We start from the raw sequence: 16153 nt of genomic DNA, 5'->3' as shown, positions 1-16153 counted from the left end.
GGGCGGCCTCCGGCGGATCAGCTGCCGGTGAGTTCGGCCGATGGGTCAGCTGCCGGTGAGTTCGGCCGGCGGCAGGTCGGCCACCTCACTCTTGGTCAGCCGCACGTGCACCAGGCCACTACTCCAGTAGGTGCGCCGGATCGGGATGGCGACAGTCTTGCGGCCCCACAGGTGCCCCTCCTGCAGCAGCACGTGGGTGACGGCGTGGTCGGCCGGGTCGACCACCAGGCCCTGGACCTTGCCGATCGACCCGTCCTCCGCCTCGACCGGGTCCCCGCGCCGGATCTGCACCTCGCCGGCCGGCACCCGCTCGTGCTCCTCCAGCACCGGATCGGGTGACGGGAGCAGCAGATTGGGCGTCAGGCCGGCCGTACCGGCACCGAGGCCGTAGTAGGGCAGCAGCAGCGCCTCGCCGCTCGCGTAGCCGGCGCCGCGCGACTCGGGCGCCAGGTACTCGGTCTCCACCGCCGAGTCGAGGGCGTCCAGTTCGGCACGGGTGCAGCGCAGCACGACGGCCTCTTCAGGCTCGTCCGGCGCCGCGGTCGAGGGCGGTTCGACCAGGGCGACCGGCACCAGGCGGTCGGCCACGACCAGGTGGGTGACCCGGTGCGCGACGGGGTCGACCACCACCCGCTCCAATGTTCCGCAGTCCTCGTCCGCGCAGCGGACCTCCGCTCCGATCCGGTACGGCACGGGCTGGTTCATCGCAACCTCCGGTGGTTCGGTTCGACTTCGGGTCGACCGAGCGTCTGCCCGCAGGACGTGCGCGCATGCCTTCGGGTCCCGCCCGCTGCCGGGTCAGCCCAGAGCGGCCGTCAGCTGCGGTTCGACCAGGTCCAGGGCGCGACGCACGGCGCCCACCGCGACGGCGCCGTCGCCCAGGGCCGAGGCGGTGATCTCGGTGTCCGCCAGAGTGTGCCGGCGCAGGTGCGCGCGGACCGGGTCGAGCAGCGTGCGGCCGGCCCGGGAGAGCCCGCCGCCGATCACCACCTTGTCCGGGTCCAGCAGGAGAAGCAGTACGGCCAGGCCGCGGGCGAACCGGGCGGCCACCTGGTCCACCACGGCCAGCGCGACCGCGTCACCGGCGGCCGCGGCGGCGAACAGCGGGGCGGTGTCGCCGTCCGGCCCGAGCGGGGCGCCCGCCGCGCGGGCCAGTCGGCGGATCGCGGCCGCGCCGGCCAGGTGCTCGAACGGGCCCAGGCCGTCCGGCAGGCGCTCGGTGAGCGGCCGGTCGGGGACGGTGTCGGGCTCGGCGAGCAGGTCGACGAAGCCCAGCTCGCCCGCGGCGCCGGTGGCGCCCCGATGCGGACGGCCGTCGAGCACCAGGCCGGTGCCGATCCGCTCGCCCCACTGCACGAAGACCAGGCTGCGGGCGGCCGCCGAGCCGCCGCGCCACTGCTCGCCGAGCACCGCGAGGTCGACGTCGTTGTCGATCGTCACCGGGCAGTTCAGCCAGTCGCGCAGGCGCGGGACCACCGGCAGGCCGGCCCAGCCGGGGATGCTGGGGGCCACCCGGACCGTGTCGCTGCCGGGGGGCACCACGCCGGGGGTGCCGACGCTGACCGCGAGCAGTCGTTCGGGGGCGGTGGCCGCTCGGCCGGCGACCGCGGTGAGGGCGGTCCGGACGGTCTCGAACAGCCGCGGGCCGTCGACCTGCGCGGGGACGGCGAGCTGACAGGTCGCCAGGGTGCGGCCCGCCAGGTCGGCGAGCACGGCGAGCACCTTGTGCGGGCCCACGTCCACCCCGACGACGTGCCCGAACTCGGCCCGGAACCGTACGTGCTGGGCGGGCCGGCCCAGCTTGCCGGCGGTGCCCGCGGCGCCGGCGCTCTGGTCGGCGTCGGTGCTGACGACCAGTCCGGACTCGGTCAGCGCGGCCAGCGCCCTGGTCACGGCCGGGCGGGAGAGCCCGGTGGCGGCGGCCAGGTCGGCCACCCGGGCTGCCTGCGGGCCGCCCACGCGCAGCGCGTCCAGCACCGCGACGGCGTTGATCCGCCGCAGCACCGCCGGGCCGGTGGCCGCCTGCTGCCGAGCCGTCGCCTCGTCCGTCACCGGGTCACCCGCATTCCGCTCCTCCGCCTGTGCGCCGCCGTCCCGCCACGGCGCCGTTCGGTGCAATCTAGCCGCCCCGTGCTGTCAGAGTCCTTGACAGTACGGAACCTCACGCCCATATTAACGAACGCTCCGTTAATAAGTCTCAGCCATGCCCCGCACGCCCGACCCCCACTCCGTGAAGAGGCAGACATGGGCAACCCCCGCCGACCCCGGCTGCTGCGCGCGCTCGCCGCGCTGTCCCTGCTGATCGCCGCCCCCGCCCTGGCCACCGCCCCCGCGCACGCCGCAGCCACCCCTTCCCCGTTCGACCCGGCTCCCGCCGTCGCCGCCCTGCAGCGCCTGCTCCCCGCGCAGGCCGGGCAGTTCACCCTGGTCCCCGCCGCCCGGCCGGCGAAGGGCGCCGACGCCTACACCGTGGCCGGCAGCGCCGGGGCGGTCCGGGTCACCGGCACCTCGCCCGCGACCCTGCTGGCCGGCGTCGGCTGGTACCTGCGCAACGTCGCGCACGCCGACATCGGGCTGCCCGGCAGCAGCACCGAGGCCCTGCCCGCCACCTTGCCGGCCGTGGCCGCCCCGTTCACCGACCGCGCCGTGGTCCCGCACCGCTACGCGCTCAACGACACCGACAACGGATACTCCGGCGCCTACCGCACCTTCGCCGACTGGCAGCACGAGATCGACGTGCTCGCACTGCACGGCTTCAACGAGGTCTACCTGACCGTCGGCGCCGAACAGCCCTACGAGCAGGCGCTGCAGCAGTTCGGCTACTCCGCCGCCGACCTGCTCTCCTGGATCCCGGAACCGGGGCACCAGCCCTGGTGGCTGCTGCAGAACATGTCCGGTGGCGGTCCGGTCTCCCAACAGCTCGTCACCGCCCGGGCCGCGCTGGGGCGCCGGCTCTGCGACCAACTGCGCGCGCTGGGCATGACCCCCGTACTGCCCGGCTTCTACGGCACCGTGCCGACCGACTTCGCCACCCGCAACCCCGGTGCCGCCGTGGTCGCCCAGGGCAGCTGGGTCGGCTACACCCGCGACTCCTGGCTCGACCCCACCACCGCGCTGTTCGCCCGGCTCGCGGCCGCCTACTACGCCGCCCAGCACACCGCCTTCGGTGACAGCACGATGTACAAGATGGACCCGTTGCACGAGGGCGGCACCGCCGGCAGCGTCAACGTCACCAACGCCGCCACCGCGATCCAGCAGGCCCTGCTGACCGCCCACCCCGGCGCCACCTGGGCGATCCTCGGCTGGCAGGACAACCCCGCCCCCGCCCTGCTGGCCGGGGTCGACAGGAGCCGGATGCTGATCGTCGACGGCCTCTCCGACCGCTACGACAACCTCGACCGGGAGAGCTCCTGGTCCGGCACCCCGTACGCCTTCGGCACCATCTCCGACATGGGCGGCAAGACCACCAGCGGTGCCAACGCGGCCGTGTGGACCGCCCGGTTCCAGCAGTGGCTGACCAAGGCCGGCAGCGCGGAACAGGGCATCGCGTACCTGCCCGAGGGCACCGGCACCGATCCGGCAGCACTGGCCCTCTTCGCCGACCTGGCCTGGTCGCCGAGCAGCGGGCTGTCGAGCAGCGGGCTGCCGAGCACCGCGATCGACCGCACCGCCTGGTTCCGCGGCTACGCCGACGCCCGCTACGGCGGTCCGGACGCCAACACCGAGGCCGCCTGGGCCCAGTTGGCCCAGGGCCCGTACGCGATGGCGTCCGGCAGCTGGGCCGAGCCGCAGGACAGCCTGCTCACCGCCCGCCCCTCGCTCACCGCGAGCAGCACGGCCAGTTGGAGCCCCACCGCACTGCGCTACGACCCGGCCACCGTGCGCGCCGCACTCAACGACCTGCTGAAGGCCGCCCCCGCCCAGCAGGCCACCGACGCCTACCGGTTCGACCTGGTCAACCTCGCCCGCCAGGCGCTGGACGACCGCAGCCGGGCGCTGCTCCCGCAGCTCGCCGCCGCCTACAACGCCAAGAACCTGGCCGCGTTCCGTTCGCTGGTCACCGAGTGGAACGGCGACGAGGCCGAGCTGGACCAGCTGCTGGCCACCGACTCCCGCTTCCTGGCAGGCAGTTGGCTGGCCGAGGTGAACGGCTGGGCAGCCACCGACGCCGAGCGGGCGCAACTCCAGTACGACGACCGCGCCTTGGTCACCACCTGGGGCAACCGCTCCCAGGCCGAAGGCAACGGGCTGCGCGACTACGCCGCCCGCGAGTACGCGGGCCTGGTCAAGGACCTGTACGCCAAGCGCTGGTCGGCCTACTTCGCCTCGCTGGACACCGCGCTGAGCACCGGCACGGCACCGGCCGCGCTCGACTTCTTCGCCATGGACGACGCCTGGGCCCACGCCGGCACCGCCTACCCGACCACCCCCACCGGTGACCCGGTCGCCGCCGCCGGGCAGATCGCCGCCACCCTGCCGCCCGTCGTCCCGGCCGGCCCGGTGACCGGGATCGGCGGCCGCTGCGTGGACGTCACCAACGGCAGCTCCGCCGACTCCACCCCGCTGCAACTGTGGACCTGCAACGGCACGGCGGCGCAGAGCTGGAGCCTGCCGGGCGACGGCACCGTGCGCGCCGACGGCAAGTGCATGGACGCGCGCGGCGGCGCCACCGCCGCCGGCACCGTGGTGCAGCTCTACAGCTGCAACGGCACCCCCGCCCAGTCCTGGGTGCCGCGCGGTGACGGCACCTTGCAGAACACCAAGTCGGGCCTGTGCCTGGACGCCTCCGGCGGCAGCTCGGCGCCCGGCACCGCGCTGATCCTCTGGACCTGCACCGGCACCGCCAACCAGCTCTGGAAACTCCCGAACTGACGAGCGGCCGCGGTGCCAGGATGCTCGGCATGACGGAACGTGCACTGAGCTTCGGCGCGGTCGCCGAGGCGTACGAACGGCACCGCCCCGGGTACCCCCGCGAACTCCTCGACCTGGTCGCCGAGTACGCGGAACACCCGGTGCGGACCGCCCTGGAGATCGGCGCCGGGACCGGCAAGGCCACCCGGTTGTTCGCGGGCGCGGGGATCGCGGTCACCGCGACCGAACCCGATGCGGCGATGCTCGCCGAGCTGCGCAAGCGACTGCCTGCCGTCCGGGCGGAGCAGGCCGCCTTCGAGGAGCTGAGCCCGGGGGAGCGGTACGACCTGGTGTACGCGGCCGCCGCGCTGCACTGGACCGCCCCCGAGGGCCGCTGGCCGCGAGGGGCCGCGCTGCTGGCGCCCGCCGGGGTGTTCGCCTCGTTCGGCGGCCCGGTCCGACTGGCCGACCCGGAGCTGGCGCGGGCGGTCGGGGCGGCCGGTGCGCCGTTCCTGGAGAGCGACGAGATCCCGTCCCCCGACGGCACGCCGCCCGAGCAGGCCGTGCAGTGGCCCGGCACCGAACTCCAGCAGTCCGCCTGGTTCACTGACGTGCGCCAGTGCGAGATCGCGCGCCGGCTCACCATGACCGCCCGGGAGTACCTGGACCACCTGTCGACCATCTCGGCCTACCTGGTCCTGGCGCCCGAGGACCGGGCGCAGGTGTTCCGGCAGATCGCCCGGGTGCTTCCCGAGGCGGTCGAGCTGGACGCCGGACTCACCGTGCACCTGGCCCGGCGCCGGCCCGGGGCGGTCGAGGGCTGACCAGCCCGGGCCCGGGCCGGCGCCGCACAGCCCTCAGTCGCGGTCCAGCTGTTCCTCCCAGTTCGGGGGCAGCCGGTCCGCGGGGCCCGGGACCGACTGGTCGAGGGGGTGGCTGAGCGGCGCGGCCAGCTCCGGCCCGGACTCGAAGTACTCCGAGGTCTCGTAGTCCCAGAACCAGCCCTCGCCGGGCTCGTAGGTGCGCATCATCCGGTGCCCGGTCTCCTTCCAGTGCGCGGTGGCGTGCCGGGACGGGGAGGAGTCGCAGCACCCGATGTGGCCGCACAGGGCACAGCGCCGCAGGTGCACCCACCAGCCGCCGGCGGCCTCGCACTCGACGCAGCCCGAGCCGCTCGGCGGGACCGAGGTGTCGACGTCCTGCTCCGTTGCCATGTCTCTCCTCCTGGACGAGTCCTGGACCGGCCCCGGACGGGGAACCGGTCCGCGTGCCGCCGTCGGTGGTCAGCAGTCCTCCCAGTATGGGCACGGAAGGCTCGCCCACCGGGTCGCCACCGGCTGCCGGTCCGGCATTGCCTGAGGTTGCGTCAGGTGACGGAGCGTGGGGGATCCTGCCACGGCCAGGCTCCGCCGACCCCGGCCTCCAGCAGCGGGATCATTCCGAAGGCCTGGTCGGTCAGGCCGCCGAAGGTGTGGCGGTTCTCCGCACCCGAAGGCGCGTGCCCGACCCGGTAGCCGGCCAGGTTCCAGGTGTACATCGGGACCTGCGCCGGTATCGACCGGCCGACCTCCTCGCCCGCCACCTGCTCGTCGGTGACCACGACGACCCGGTCGTGACCGTCGAAGGATGCGCGCAGCGCGCCCGCGGTGTCCGGGGCTCACCGTCGGCCGCCCGGCCCGCGCTATGCGCCTACTCGGTCGGCTCGGCAGGCGGGTTCGGGTCGCGGGGCGGTGCGCCCGGCGGTTCGGTCGGGGGCTGCGACGGCTCCCGCTCCGACCACGGCTCGTCCGCGTCGCCGAGCACCGGCTGCGCCAGCGGGAACGGTCGGCCGGACGCGGGCCTGCCCGTACGGGTGGGCCCGCGGCTGCCGCGCCGACCCCCGGGCCAGGACGGGCCCTGCGCATCGGGCGGAACAGTGTGGCTCATCGGCGCTGCCTCTCGGTGGTGCTTGCCCCATGGTGCGCTCACCCGCCTGCCGGCCGCCCACGCCACGGTGGTGCCGCTCCCCGATCGGCGCCCACCCGACGCCGTGCTCACTGCACGCAGAACTCGTTGCCCTCCGGGTCCTGGAGCGTCACGTGGAACCCGGCGGGCTCGTCGACCCGGTACAGGACGGTGGCGCCCAGGGCGGTGAGCCGCTCGGTCTCGGCGTCGAGGCGGTCGCGGCCGACGCTGAGGTCCAGGTGCAGCCGGTTCTTGCCGGCCTTCGCCTCGGGCACGGCCTGGAACAGCAGGCGCCGGCCCGAGTCCTCGCGGGTGCTGCCCGGCAGTACGGCGGCCGCGGCGGCGGACCAGGCGAGCCGGCCGTTGTGGGTGACAACGTCGGTGTCGTCGGCGTGCCCGGCCTCGAGCGCGGCGCGGACGGCGGGTTCGTGGTCCTCGACGGCCCAGCCGAGGGCCGCGGCCCAGAAGTCGGCCAGGCGGTGCGGGTCGGCAGCGTCCACGGCGATCTGGAATCTCACGGGAGAGGTCATGGCGCCACGATATTGACTGATAAGAAGATGAACGGGATGAGCAACAAAGCTCGCAACCGGCTCAAACGCCTGCCGAGTCCACGTCCTCCGAGGGGGTGTCGCTCGGCCGCCCGCGTCCGCACCGTCTCCCGGCGCCACTGTGCTGCGGCGGCCGGCCCGCCGGTCATCTGGTCACCCTGTCGAAGTCATTAGCGCACCCCGCCGATCCGTCGCTACGATCTCCAGCCTCAGGTAAGGGGGAAGGGGGAACGATCAGCTGCCACTCGCTGCGGGTCTCCGACCCTGTGCCTGCTCGCGGTGATGCGCCAAGCGCTGCCCGCCGCGCCCCCGCCAGCGCCGAGTTCCTCGCCTGGCTGGACGCCGTCGAAGCCGAATGCCTGACCCGCTGCGGCGACCCGCGGGCGGCACTCACCCTTCTGCGGCACGCCGAGGACATCCTGGACGCCGGGAGCGACTACAGCTCGCCCGACTGGTTCACCTGGTTCAGCCCGCTGCGCCTCGCCGCATTCCGCGGCAACACCGAGTTGCTCGCCGGCCACCTGCCGCAGGCCCGCACCACACTGGAGGATGTCCTCGCGCACCTGCCCGCGACGGACGGCAAGCAGCGCACCGTCATCCTTGGCGACCTGGCCGCAGTCTAGGTCGCCAGCGGCGACCCCGACGCCGCGTGCGCTCGTTTGGAGGAGGCCCTCGACCAACTCGCCATCACCTGGTATGCCGCTGGCGCTGAACGGGTCCGTCAGGCTCGGCGCGAGATGACGCCTTGGCAGGGCACGGCCGCCGTCCAGCGGGTCGACGACCGCCTGTACGCGTGGGGGCCGACGCTCAACGCTCTGCAGCGTTGAACTTGTTGATCAGCTCCGGCAGGTCCGTCAGCGAGTCGACTCGGAACGTGGCCTGCTCGTTGGCGGGGTCGTACTGCTGGATCCAGCCCCACGGCCCACGACGGATCAGAGCCGTCTGCATCCCGGCCTCGATCGCGGGCAGGATGTCGTTCTCGATGCGGTCGCCAACGTAGAGGATCTCGCGAGGCTCGGCTGGGGTTACCTCGGCGACGCGCTCGAAAAACGCGACATCGGGCTTGCTGGCACCCCAGTCGTCCGAGGTGCCGATCAGGTCCACGCTGCCGTTGAACAGCTCGCGCAGGATCCCGCCGGCCCGCACGGTCTGGTTGCCGGCGATGCCCAGCCACAATCCGTCCGCCCGCAGCTGGGTGAGTGCCGGTCGGACATCCGGGTAGAGGTCGTCCTCGTCGAAGGTCTCGGGCTGGCCGGCAGCGGCGCGGAGCTCGCGTTCCTCGTAGAGGTCAAAGCCGGGCCGAAACACCTGGAACGTCTCGCGGTAGTCGAGCCCCTGGGCAATCACAGCGCCGAATTGGGCGACGAAGGTGTGGCGCGGGACGCCGAGCCAGTCGGCCCACGTGCCGTACTCGCGGGTCTCGTCTACCAGGCACTCGCCAACATCGAAAACCACTGCCTTGATCGTCATGGCGGCAGCGTAGTCGAGGCCCGCCGAACGCCTCGGCGAGGGCGATATCGTGCGGTAGCGGTCACAGGTCGGCAACTCTCCGCCGTCCGACAGCCGTCAGCGCTACGGTCCCCCCATCACCACCCACGCCCCCAGGGGGGGACCACAACAAGGCCCAGCAGGCCCTCGGCGCACTCCTCACCCCCGACTACATCTACCAGGCCGGACCCGTCGTCGTCCGCGTGAGCCACCTGCTCTCCGCCGACCAAGTCGCCCAGTACAAGGCCGCGATCGGCGCCTGAGCACGACGAAACGCGCCGACGGTCCGAAGGTTGATGGGGGCCGGTTCGTTGGGTGCTGTCACGATCCAGTTCGGTTGTACTCGTCTGCGCGGTCAGGTGACGCCGGGGGCTCAAAGCCATGGCTGCACATCTGGCACGTCAGATCCGAGACGTACACCAGTACATCGAAGGCAAGCGGAATTTCGTTGACGCTGGTGGTTTGTCAGCCCGCGCTCAGGGTGCGGCTGATGACAAGCCGCTGGATCTGGTTGGTCCCCTCGAAGATCTGCATGATCTTGGCTTCGCGCATGAAGCGCTCGACCGGGAAGTCGCGCGTGTAGCCGTAGCCGCCGAGGACCTGGACGGCGTCGGTCGTCACCTTCATCGCGGCGTCGGTGGCGACCAGTTTGGCGACGGAGGCCTGGCGGCCGAAGGGGCGGCCGGCGTCGCGGCGGCGGGCGGCGTCGAGGTAGGTGGCGCGGGCCGAGTCGACGGCGGCGGCCATGTCGGCGAGCAGGAAGCCCAGGCCCTGGTGGTCGACGATCCGGCGGCCGAAGGTGGTGCGCTCGTTGGCGTAGGCGACGGCCGCGTCCAGGGCGGCCTGGGCCAGGCCGGTGGCGCAGGCGGCGATGCCCAGGCGGCCGCTGTCCAGGGCGCTGAACGCGATCTGCAGGCCCTGGCCCTCGGTGCCGATCAGGCGGTCGGCGGCGAGCACGGCGCCGTCCCAGTGGGCGGAGGTGGTGGGGACGGCCTGCAGGCCCATCTTCCGTTCCGGCTTGCCGAAACTCAGGCCCTCGGTCTGACCGGGCGCCAGGAAGCAGGAGACGCCGTGGCTGCCCGGCGCGGTGCGGGCGAACAGGGTGTAGAAGCCGGCCTTGCCGCCGTGGGTGATCCAGGCCTTGGTGCCGGTGATCCGGTAGCCGTTCTCGGTCCGCTGCGCCTTGCAGTTCAGGGCCGCCGCGTCGGAGCCGGCCTGGGCCTCGGAGAGGCTGTAGCCGCCGACCAGCTCGCCCGCCAGCATCCGGGGCAGCCACTGCTCCTTCTGGGTGTCGGTGCCGAACGCGGTCAGCGGGTAGCAGGCCATGGTGTGCACGCTGGTGGCCACCGCGACCGCCGCCCAGCGGGCCGCCAGCTCCTCCAGGACCTGCAGGTAGACCTCGTACGGCTGGCCGCCGCCGCCGAACTCCTCCGGGTAGGCCAGGCCGAGCAGACCGGCGCGGCCCAGGGTGGCGAACAGGCCCTCCGGGTAGCTCTCGGCGCTCTCGTGCTGCTCGACCCGGGGGGTGAGCTCCTTGTCCGCGATCTCACGGGTGAGCGCGATCAGGTCCTCTGCTTCGGGGGTGGGAAGCAGGCGGTCGACGGCCATGGCGACTCCTGGCAGGTCGTGTCGATGGACACCGACTCGAAACGGTACTGAAGAGGGTACGTCAGTACCGGTTAGCGTAGCGCAGAGCTTGGCCGCCCGGGTTGTGGGCTGCTTGCGCAGGGGTGGCTGCCATACTGGCGGGATGATCGAGAACGCGCTGGTGGCCGGTGCGGAGCCGGGCACGGCGGATCAGATCGGCCCGAAGCGGACCGGGCGCGGGGCAGCCCGGCGGACCGAGCTCTTCGAGGAGCTGGTCGAGCTGCTGGTGGGCGAGGGGTTCGCCCAGCTGACCCTGGACGACATCGCCGCCCGGCTGCACTGCTCCAAGCGCACCCTGTACGGGCTGGCCGGCAGCAAGGAGCAGCTGGTCCGGGCGGTGGTGGTGCACTTCTTCCGGCGGGCCACGGTGCGGGTGGAGGCGGCCACTGCCGCGCAGGCCGAGCCGGCCCGCCGGCTCGCTGCCTACCTGCGGGCCGTGGCGGCCGAACTCGCGCCGCTGTCACCGCAGTTCTTCGACGACCTGGCGGCCTTCGAGCCGGCCGCCGAGGTGTACGAGCGCAACACCAGGGCGGCGGCGGCGCGGGTCGGCCAGCTGATCGAGGAGGGCGTGGCCGACGGCGCGTTCCGCGAGGTGCACGTGGCGTTCGCGGCGGAGGTGATCACCTCGGTGATGGTGCGGATCCAGCGCCGCCAGGTGGCCGCCGCCACCGGCTTGGCGGACGCGGCGGCCTACGGGCACCTGGCGGAGCTGCTGCTCAACGGGCTGGTGCGGGAGGAGTAGCGGGGGAGCAGTAGTGGGGGAGGAGCGGCGAGGCGCGGCCGCGCTACTCGCCGAGCTGGTAGTCGAGCCAGATCCGGTGCGTGCCGTCCTCGTCCACCGCGATGCCGCCGGTACCGGTGATGCCGGCCAGCGCCGCCGTGCCGCTGCCGGGGACGATCACGAAGAACTCGTTGAGCCGGTCCGCCCCCGTGGTGGTCGCCGAGTGGGCGAAGTTGAAGGCGCCGTCCAGGCCGTGCACCGAGCCCTCGAAGGACTCCATCGCCAGGTAGGTGCCCACACCGGTGGCCTGGTCGAAGGCGGCGGTGAACAGGGTGGCGGAGCGGCCGATCACCTCGCCCTCGAAGTGCTTCTCCATGGTGGAGACGCCGACCGGCGCGGCCGTGGCGACGGGCGGGTCGGGCACCACATCGGTGGGGACGAAGGACTTCACGCTGAAGATCGCAGTGGCTCTCATGCGCGCGAGGCTAGCGGCGGGGTCTGACAGTGCGTCGGGTCGACGCGGTCGGCCTCCGCCGGGGCCCGAATCAAATCGGTTGCGCGTCCCGGTGGGACGGCTACTATCGTCCACGTTCCTGCGACACGGGGCCGATTCGGGCCCGCGTGCGCCGAGAGTTCGTCCGAGAGGGGAGGTGTGACCTCATGGCTGCCGCCGTGATGCGGCGCGCCTCGTCGTGCGCGCCAGACGCCCCCTCCGTTCTCTCGCCCACCGGCTGACACCGCGTCCGTAGACGCACCCCGGTGGGCCCACTCCGCAGGAGACCACCACAGTGCGTGACCGTTTCGCCGATTCCGACTCCTTCAGCCGTATCCGCGCCAAGGGCGCCAAGCGCAACCGCCTCAGCGAGGCGGCGGAGTACCCGGCCTACGAGGAATCCTTCACCGCCTACGCCGAGTTCGAGGCGATCCTCAACCCCACCGCCGCTGCCGACAGCAGCGGCACCAGCAGCACCGCCGTCAGCCCGGCTCCGCTGGACGGCCCCCCGCAGGGCGACCGCTGGTCCACCTGGGACCAGTCCACCCCCACCGAGAAGGGCCCCGAGCCGCGCCCCGACTGGGTGGTCACCGAGCTTGCCGCCGTCGACACCGAGCTCGGCATCGTCAAGACCGGCAAGGAGGGCGACGTCTTCCTGGTGGAGCGCGCCGTCCCCGGCACCGACCGGCGCACCCTGATGGCGGCCAAGCGCTACCGGGACGGCCACCACCGGCTGTTCCACCGCGACTCCGGCTACCTGGAGGGCCGTCAGCACAAGGAGTCCCGGGTCAGCCGGGCGATGGCCAAGCGCACCGAGTTCGGCAAGCAGGCCATCGCCGGGCAGTGGGCCGGGGCCGAGTTCGGCGCGCTCTGCCGGCTCTGGCAGCTGGGCGTCGCGGTGCCGTACCCGGTGCAGATCCTCGGCACCGAGATCCTGATGGAGTTCATCGGCGACGCCGCCGGCCAGGCCGCGCCCCGGCTGGCCCAGCTGCGCACCGAGGAGGCCGACCTGGCCGACCTGTGGGCCCAACTCGGCCGCTCGCTCGCCCTGATGGCTCGGGACGGGTTCGCGCACGGCGACCTGTCCGCCTACAACATCCTGGTCCACGAGGGCCGCCTGGTGATCATCGACGTGCCGCAGATCGTGGACGTGATCGCCAACCCGCGCGGGCGCAGCTTCCTGGAGCGCGACGTGCGCAACGTAGGGGCCTGGTTCACCGCGCGCGGGCTGCCGCAGGCCCGGGTGGACGAGCTGTCCGGGGAGCTGGCCTACGAGGCCCGGCTGGACTGACGTGGTACCTGGGGTGGGTGGTGCTGGGGGACTGACGCCGCGTCAGTCCCCCAGGGCCAGCCGGATCCCGAAGGCGGCGATCACCGTGCCGGTCACCCGGTCCAGCGCCCGGCGCGCCCCCGGCCGGGCCAGCCAGCCGCGCAGCACGCCCGCGAAGGCGATCAGCAGGCTGGACCAGGCCAGACCCAGCCCGATGTGCACCGAGGTGAGCAGCAGCCCCATGCCCAGGTGCGGCACGTGCGGCGGGATGAACTGCGGCAGCACCGCCACGTAGAAGACGCCCATCTTCGGGTTGAGCAGATTGGTCAGCGCCCCCTGCCGCCAGCCGCCCGCGACGGTGTCCTGCCCGTCGAACAGTGCCGCCTGCGCCGCGGAGTCCGGGGCGCCGCGCCCGCGGAAGGTGTCCAGCAGCATCCGCCCGCCCATCCAGAGCAGGTAGCAGACCCCGGCCCAGCGCACCACCTGGTACGCCAGCTGCGAGGCGGTCAGCAGCGCCGTCACCCCGAGCGAGCTGAGGGCGCCCCAGAGCAGAGTGCCGGTCTGGATGCCGAGCACCACTCCCCAGGCCCGGTGGCGCCGGCCGACCGCGCAGGTGCGCAGGATCAGCGCGGTGTCCAGCCCGGGCGTGAGCGTGAGCAGGCCGACCACCAGGACGAAGGACCAGAGCGAGGCAGCTATTGTCATGGGCCGTCAGCCTAACGAACGGCGAACAGCACCTCGGCCGTTACCCCTCCTCGCCCGCGTGCGCCCGGCGCAGCGCGGCCAGGTCGAGCTTGCCCATCTGCATCATGGCCCGCATGGTGCGGGCGGCCTTCACCGGGTCCGGGTCGCTGTTCAGCGCGATCAGCTCGGCCGGGAAGACCTGCCAGGACACCCCGAACCGGTCCTTGAGCCAGCCGCACGGGCCCTCCTCGCCCCCCTCGGTGAGCTTGTCCCAGTAGTAGTCCACCTCGGCCTGGTCGGCGCACGGGATCTGGATCGAGATCGCCTCGGAGAAGGTGAACTGCGGGCCGCCGTTGAGCCCGGTGAACTGCAGGCCGTTCACCTCGAACTCCACGGCCATCACGGAGCCCTCCGGCCCCGGCCCGGCCTCGTTGTACCGGGCGGTGCGGCCCAGCCGGCCGTCCGGGAAGACCGAGACGTAGAACTGCGCGGCCTCCTCGGCCTGACCGTCGAACCAGAGACAGACGGCGAGCGGACTGGGCATGGCACACCTCCGGGTGAGTCGGGTTCCCACCCCTGCCTACTCCCCCCGCCCGCCCCGCCCCGGCAGGCGCGCCCGAACCCACCTGGGCTCACCCGAACGGGTCGGCCAGCCCCCAGCCCGCGGTGAGGAGTTCGTCGACCGCGTCGAGGGCGGCGGCCAGCCGGCTGGAGCGGTCCCCGGTCAGTTCCCGCCAGGGCAGGTCCGCCTTGGCCAGTACCTCGCGGAAGCGGCTGGTCATCCAGGCGCGCAGGTGCTCGCCGTCGCGCAGGCCGTCGTCGTCGAACGGGACGCCGAGGTCCGAGGTCAGCAGGTAGAGGGCGCGGGGCGGGCCGCCGGCGGCGAGGGCGGCGACCTCGGGCGTGGTGCGGCCGCAGTAGCGCTCCTGCCAGACGGTGGTGGCCAGCGCGTCGGTGTCGCAGACCAGCACCGGTCCGCCGGCGGCGGCAGCGCGCTGCTCGGCCTGCTGCTGGCGGCGGACCACCAGCTCGAAGTCGGCATCGGTCCAGTCCAGGTCGAAGACCGTGGCACCGGGGTCGGCGGCGCGCGCCACGGCCAGCTTGCCCACCGTCAGCTCCCGCCCGTACTCGGGCACCCAGCCGGTCAGCGCATGCGGGCCACCGCGTTCCCGCAGGGCGGCGGCCAGGTCCCGGGAGAGGGTGGTGGTACCGGTGGACTCGGCGCCCAGCACCACCACCCGCCGGGTGAACCAGGCGCGGACCGGCGGCTCCAGGTCCGCCCAGTGCGCCACCGGGTCGGCGCGCACCGCGGTGCCGGAGACGGCGAAGGTCTGCCGCGGGGTGTCCAGCAGCACCGGGGCGGCACCGAACCGGTGGGCCAGCTCGGTGCCGTACGGCTCGGAGCTGAACACCGCGTCCACCGGCGGCGCCGGCGGGGCCGCGGCCACCGCCTCGCGCATCAGCTGCACGTGGCCGGCCCAGACCGCCTCGTCCTGGTAGTCCACCGGCAGGTCGTCCATGGTGCCGACCACCGCGACCTGCGGCTCGTCGGCCCAGTACGCGCTCATCCAGGCCACCCGCTCGGCCAGCGGGATCGACTCGTGCGAGGCCGCCATCACCACCACGGTGACCCGCCGACAGCTGTCCGCGGCGGCCCGGACGAGGAAGTGGTGCCCGGCGTGCGGCGGGTAGAACTTGCCGATCACCAGCCCGTGCTCGAAGCTCATGCCGCAGCCACCGCCGCGGGGACGGCGAGCTGACGCCGCCAGTCGCGCAGGCCGACCAGGCACATGCCGAGGAACACCACGTAGACCAGGGCGGTCAGGTCCAGCCGCTTGACCACGTAGAGCGGCACGTAGACCAGGTCGGCGGCCACCCAGAAGTACCAGTTCTGCACCCGCTTGGCGTTCAGCAGCCACTGGGCGGCGAGCGAGAGGGCGGTGGTCAGTGCGTCCCAGAACGGCGCCGTGTCGTGCGCCCGGGTCAGCAGCACGGTCAGCAGCCAGGTGGCCGGCACGACCAGCGCGGCGGGCCACAGCAGCTCCGCCGTTCCGGCCCGCCCGATCACCCGGCGCCCGCCCTGCTCGCCGTCGCGCCACCGCCACTGGAACCAGCCGTGCGCGCCGAGCAGCAGGAACACCACCTGCAGAGCGGCGTCCGCGTACAGCCGGGCGCTCCAGAACAGGACCAGGAAGAAGACGTTGTTGGCGATCCCGATCGGGAAGTTCCACACCTGGGCCCGCACGCAGAGCCAGACGCCGACGGCGCCGGTGACGAAGCCGAGCAGCTCGGCCGAGCTGACGGCGTCGTTGCCGAGCTGGAACAGCGGGTGGTTGAGGGCGTCGATGATCGACGACATGAGGGCTCCCCCTTCGGTTTATGTCAGGGTGACGATAACCGTGGGGAGGGTGGTGCGCAATGGGATTTCCCAGCTCGCCGGGTCCGAGTCCGCGCAGGCGACCAGGTCACAGCCTCATGCCGAAGCCCTGGCGGGGCTCCGACCGCCA

The 16153-nt window shown here is 73.2% G+C and carries 16 protein-coding genes and 1 pseudogene; 5 read left to right on the top strand and 12 right to left on the bottom strand.

All coding sequences use genetic code 11. From position 1 onward, the window contains the following. Nucleotides 1-45 precede the first annotated feature (45 nt). Together C7C46_RS30175 and C7C46_RS30170 are read right to left on the bottom strand one after the other, a co-directional pair. On the bottom strand, nucleotides 46-705 hold the full coding sequence (locus C7C46_RS30175) for a PRC-barrel domain-containing protein (RefSeq protein ID WP_110673110.1): 660 nt from the start codon (nucleotides 703-705) through the stop codon (nucleotides 46-48). A gap of 93 nt (nucleotides 706-798) precedes the next feature. After that, nucleotides 799-2052 (bottom strand): ROK family protein, encoded by a 1254-nt coding sequence (locus C7C46_RS30170; protein WP_181442611.1) that lies wholly within the window; start codon nucleotides 2050-2052, stop codon nucleotides 799-801. 192 nt (nucleotides 2053-2244) lie between these two features. Here C7C46_RS30170 and C7C46_RS30165 point away from each other — a divergent pair, with 192 nt between their 5' ends. Both C7C46_RS30165 and C7C46_RS30160 read left to right on the top strand, forming a co-directional pair. Continuing rightward, nucleotides 2245-4872 (top strand): alpha-N-acetylglucosaminidase, encoded by a 2628-nt coding sequence (locus C7C46_RS30165; RefSeq protein ID WP_110673108.1) that lies wholly within the window; start codon nucleotides 2245-2247, stop codon nucleotides 4870-4872. Between the two features lie 29 nt (nucleotides 4873-4901). After that, nucleotides 4902-5675: a class I SAM-dependent methyltransferase gene (locus tag C7C46_RS30160; protein ID WP_110673107.1), complete on the top strand. Its 774-nt coding sequence runs from the start codon at nucleotides 4902-4904 to the stop codon at nucleotides 5673-5675. Nucleotides 5676-5708: 33 nt separating this feature from the next. Here the strand turns inward: C7C46_RS30160 and C7C46_RS30155 are convergent, their stop codons facing one another. The 3 genes and pseudogenes from C7C46_RS30155 to C7C46_RS30145 form a co-directional block, all read right to left on the bottom strand. Beyond that, nucleotides 5709-6065 carry a UBP-type zinc finger domain-containing protein gene (locus tag C7C46_RS30155; RefSeq protein ID WP_110673106.1) on the bottom strand — a complete coding sequence of 119 codons (357 nt, stop codon included), beginning with the start codon at nucleotides 6063-6065 and terminating at the stop codon, nucleotides 5709-5711. Nucleotides 6066-6217: 152 nt separating this feature from the next. Then, a pseudogene (locus tag C7C46_RS30150) lies at nucleotides 6218-6502 on the bottom strand (TROVE domain-containing protein); the annotation flags it as partial. Nucleotides 6503-6884: 382 nt separating this feature from the next. Continuing rightward, nucleotides 6885-7325, bottom strand: a complete 441-nt coding sequence (locus C7C46_RS30145) for a VOC family protein (protein WP_181442610.1) — start codon at nucleotides 7323-7325, stop codon at nucleotides 6885-6887. Nucleotides 7326-7420: 95 nt separating this feature from the next. Between C7C46_RS30145 and C7C46_RS37605 the strand changes: the two genes are divergently transcribed. Next, on the top strand, nucleotides 7421-7966 hold the full coding sequence (locus C7C46_RS37605) for an NsdA family TPR-like regulatory protein (protein ID WP_484421959.1): 546 nt from the start codon (nucleotides 7421-7423) through the stop codon (nucleotides 7964-7966). A 184-nt stretch (nucleotides 7967-8150) separates the two neighbouring features. Here the strand turns inward: C7C46_RS37605 and C7C46_RS30135 are convergent, their stop codons facing one another. Together C7C46_RS30135 and C7C46_RS30130 are read right to left on the bottom strand one after the other, a co-directional pair. Beyond that, entirely contained in the window at nucleotides 8151-8813 is a 663-nt protein-coding gene (locus C7C46_RS30135) for an HAD family hydrolase (RefSeq protein ID WP_110673111.1), read from the bottom strand. 483 nt (nucleotides 8814-9296) lie between these two features. Then, entirely contained in the window at nucleotides 9297-10439 is a 1143-nt protein-coding gene (locus tag C7C46_RS30130) for an acyl-CoA dehydrogenase family protein (protein WP_110673102.1), read from the bottom strand. Between the two features lie 142 nt (nucleotides 10440-10581). Between C7C46_RS30130 and C7C46_RS30125 the strand changes: the two genes are divergently transcribed. After that, complete coding sequence (locus tag C7C46_RS30125) at nucleotides 10582-11220, top strand: TetR/AcrR family transcriptional regulator (RefSeq protein ID WP_110673101.1); 639 nt, start codon at nucleotides 10582-10584, stop codon at nucleotides 11218-11220. 43 nt (nucleotides 11221-11263) lie between these two features. Here the strand turns inward: C7C46_RS30125 and C7C46_RS30120 are convergent, their stop codons facing one another. Beyond that, nucleotides 11264-11674 (bottom strand): DUF3224 domain-containing protein, encoded by a 411-nt coding sequence (locus C7C46_RS30120; protein ID WP_110673100.1) that lies wholly within the window; start codon nucleotides 11672-11674, stop codon nucleotides 11264-11266. A 313-nt stretch (nucleotides 11675-11987) separates the two neighbouring features. On the opposite strand from C7C46_RS30120, the gene C7C46_RS30115 reads away from it, so the two are divergent. Then, nucleotides 11988-12983 carry a serine protein kinase RIO gene (locus tag C7C46_RS30115; RefSeq protein WP_110673099.1) on the top strand — a complete coding sequence of 332 codons (996 nt, stop codon included), beginning with the start codon at nucleotides 11988-11990 and terminating at the stop codon, nucleotides 12981-12983. Between the two features lie 42 nt (nucleotides 12984-13025). Here the strand turns inward: C7C46_RS30115 and C7C46_RS30110 are convergent, their stop codons facing one another. The 4 genes from C7C46_RS30110 to pnuC form a co-directional block, all read right to left on the bottom strand. Next, a complete protein-coding gene (locus tag C7C46_RS30110) occupies nucleotides 13026-13667 on the bottom strand; it encodes a LysE family translocator (RefSeq protein ID WP_110673098.1) in 642 nt (213 codons plus the stop codon). 40 nt (nucleotides 13668-13707) lie between these two features. After that, nucleotides 13708-14190, bottom strand: a complete 483-nt coding sequence (locus C7C46_RS30105; RefSeq protein WP_110673097.1) for a VOC family protein — start codon at nucleotides 14188-14190, stop codon at nucleotides 13708-13710. Between the two features lie 88 nt (nucleotides 14191-14278). After that, nucleotides 14279-15373: an AAA family ATPase gene (locus tag C7C46_RS30100; protein WP_110673096.1), complete on the bottom strand. Its 1095-nt coding sequence runs from the start codon at nucleotides 15371-15373 to the stop codon at nucleotides 14279-14281. Next, the gene (gene pnuC / locus C7C46_RS30095) at nucleotides 15370-16005 is read right to left on the bottom strand and encodes a nicotinamide riboside transporter PnuC (protein ID WP_110673095.1); all 636 of its coding nucleotides are present in this window, start codon (nucleotides 16003-16005) and stop codon (nucleotides 15370-15372) included. Before pnuC ends, C7C46_RS30100 begins: the two co-directional genes overlap by 4 nt. Nucleotides 16006-16153: the final 148 nt, after the last annotated feature.

This window comes from Streptomyces tateyamensis (assembly GCF_003205575.1).
Taxonomy (GTDB): domain Bacteria; phylum Actinomycetota; class Actinomycetes; order Streptomycetales; family Streptomycetaceae; genus Kitasatospora; species Kitasatospora tateyamensis.
Note: the sequence above shows the minus strand (reverse complement) of the source record. Positions and strands in the feature narration are given on the sequence as shown.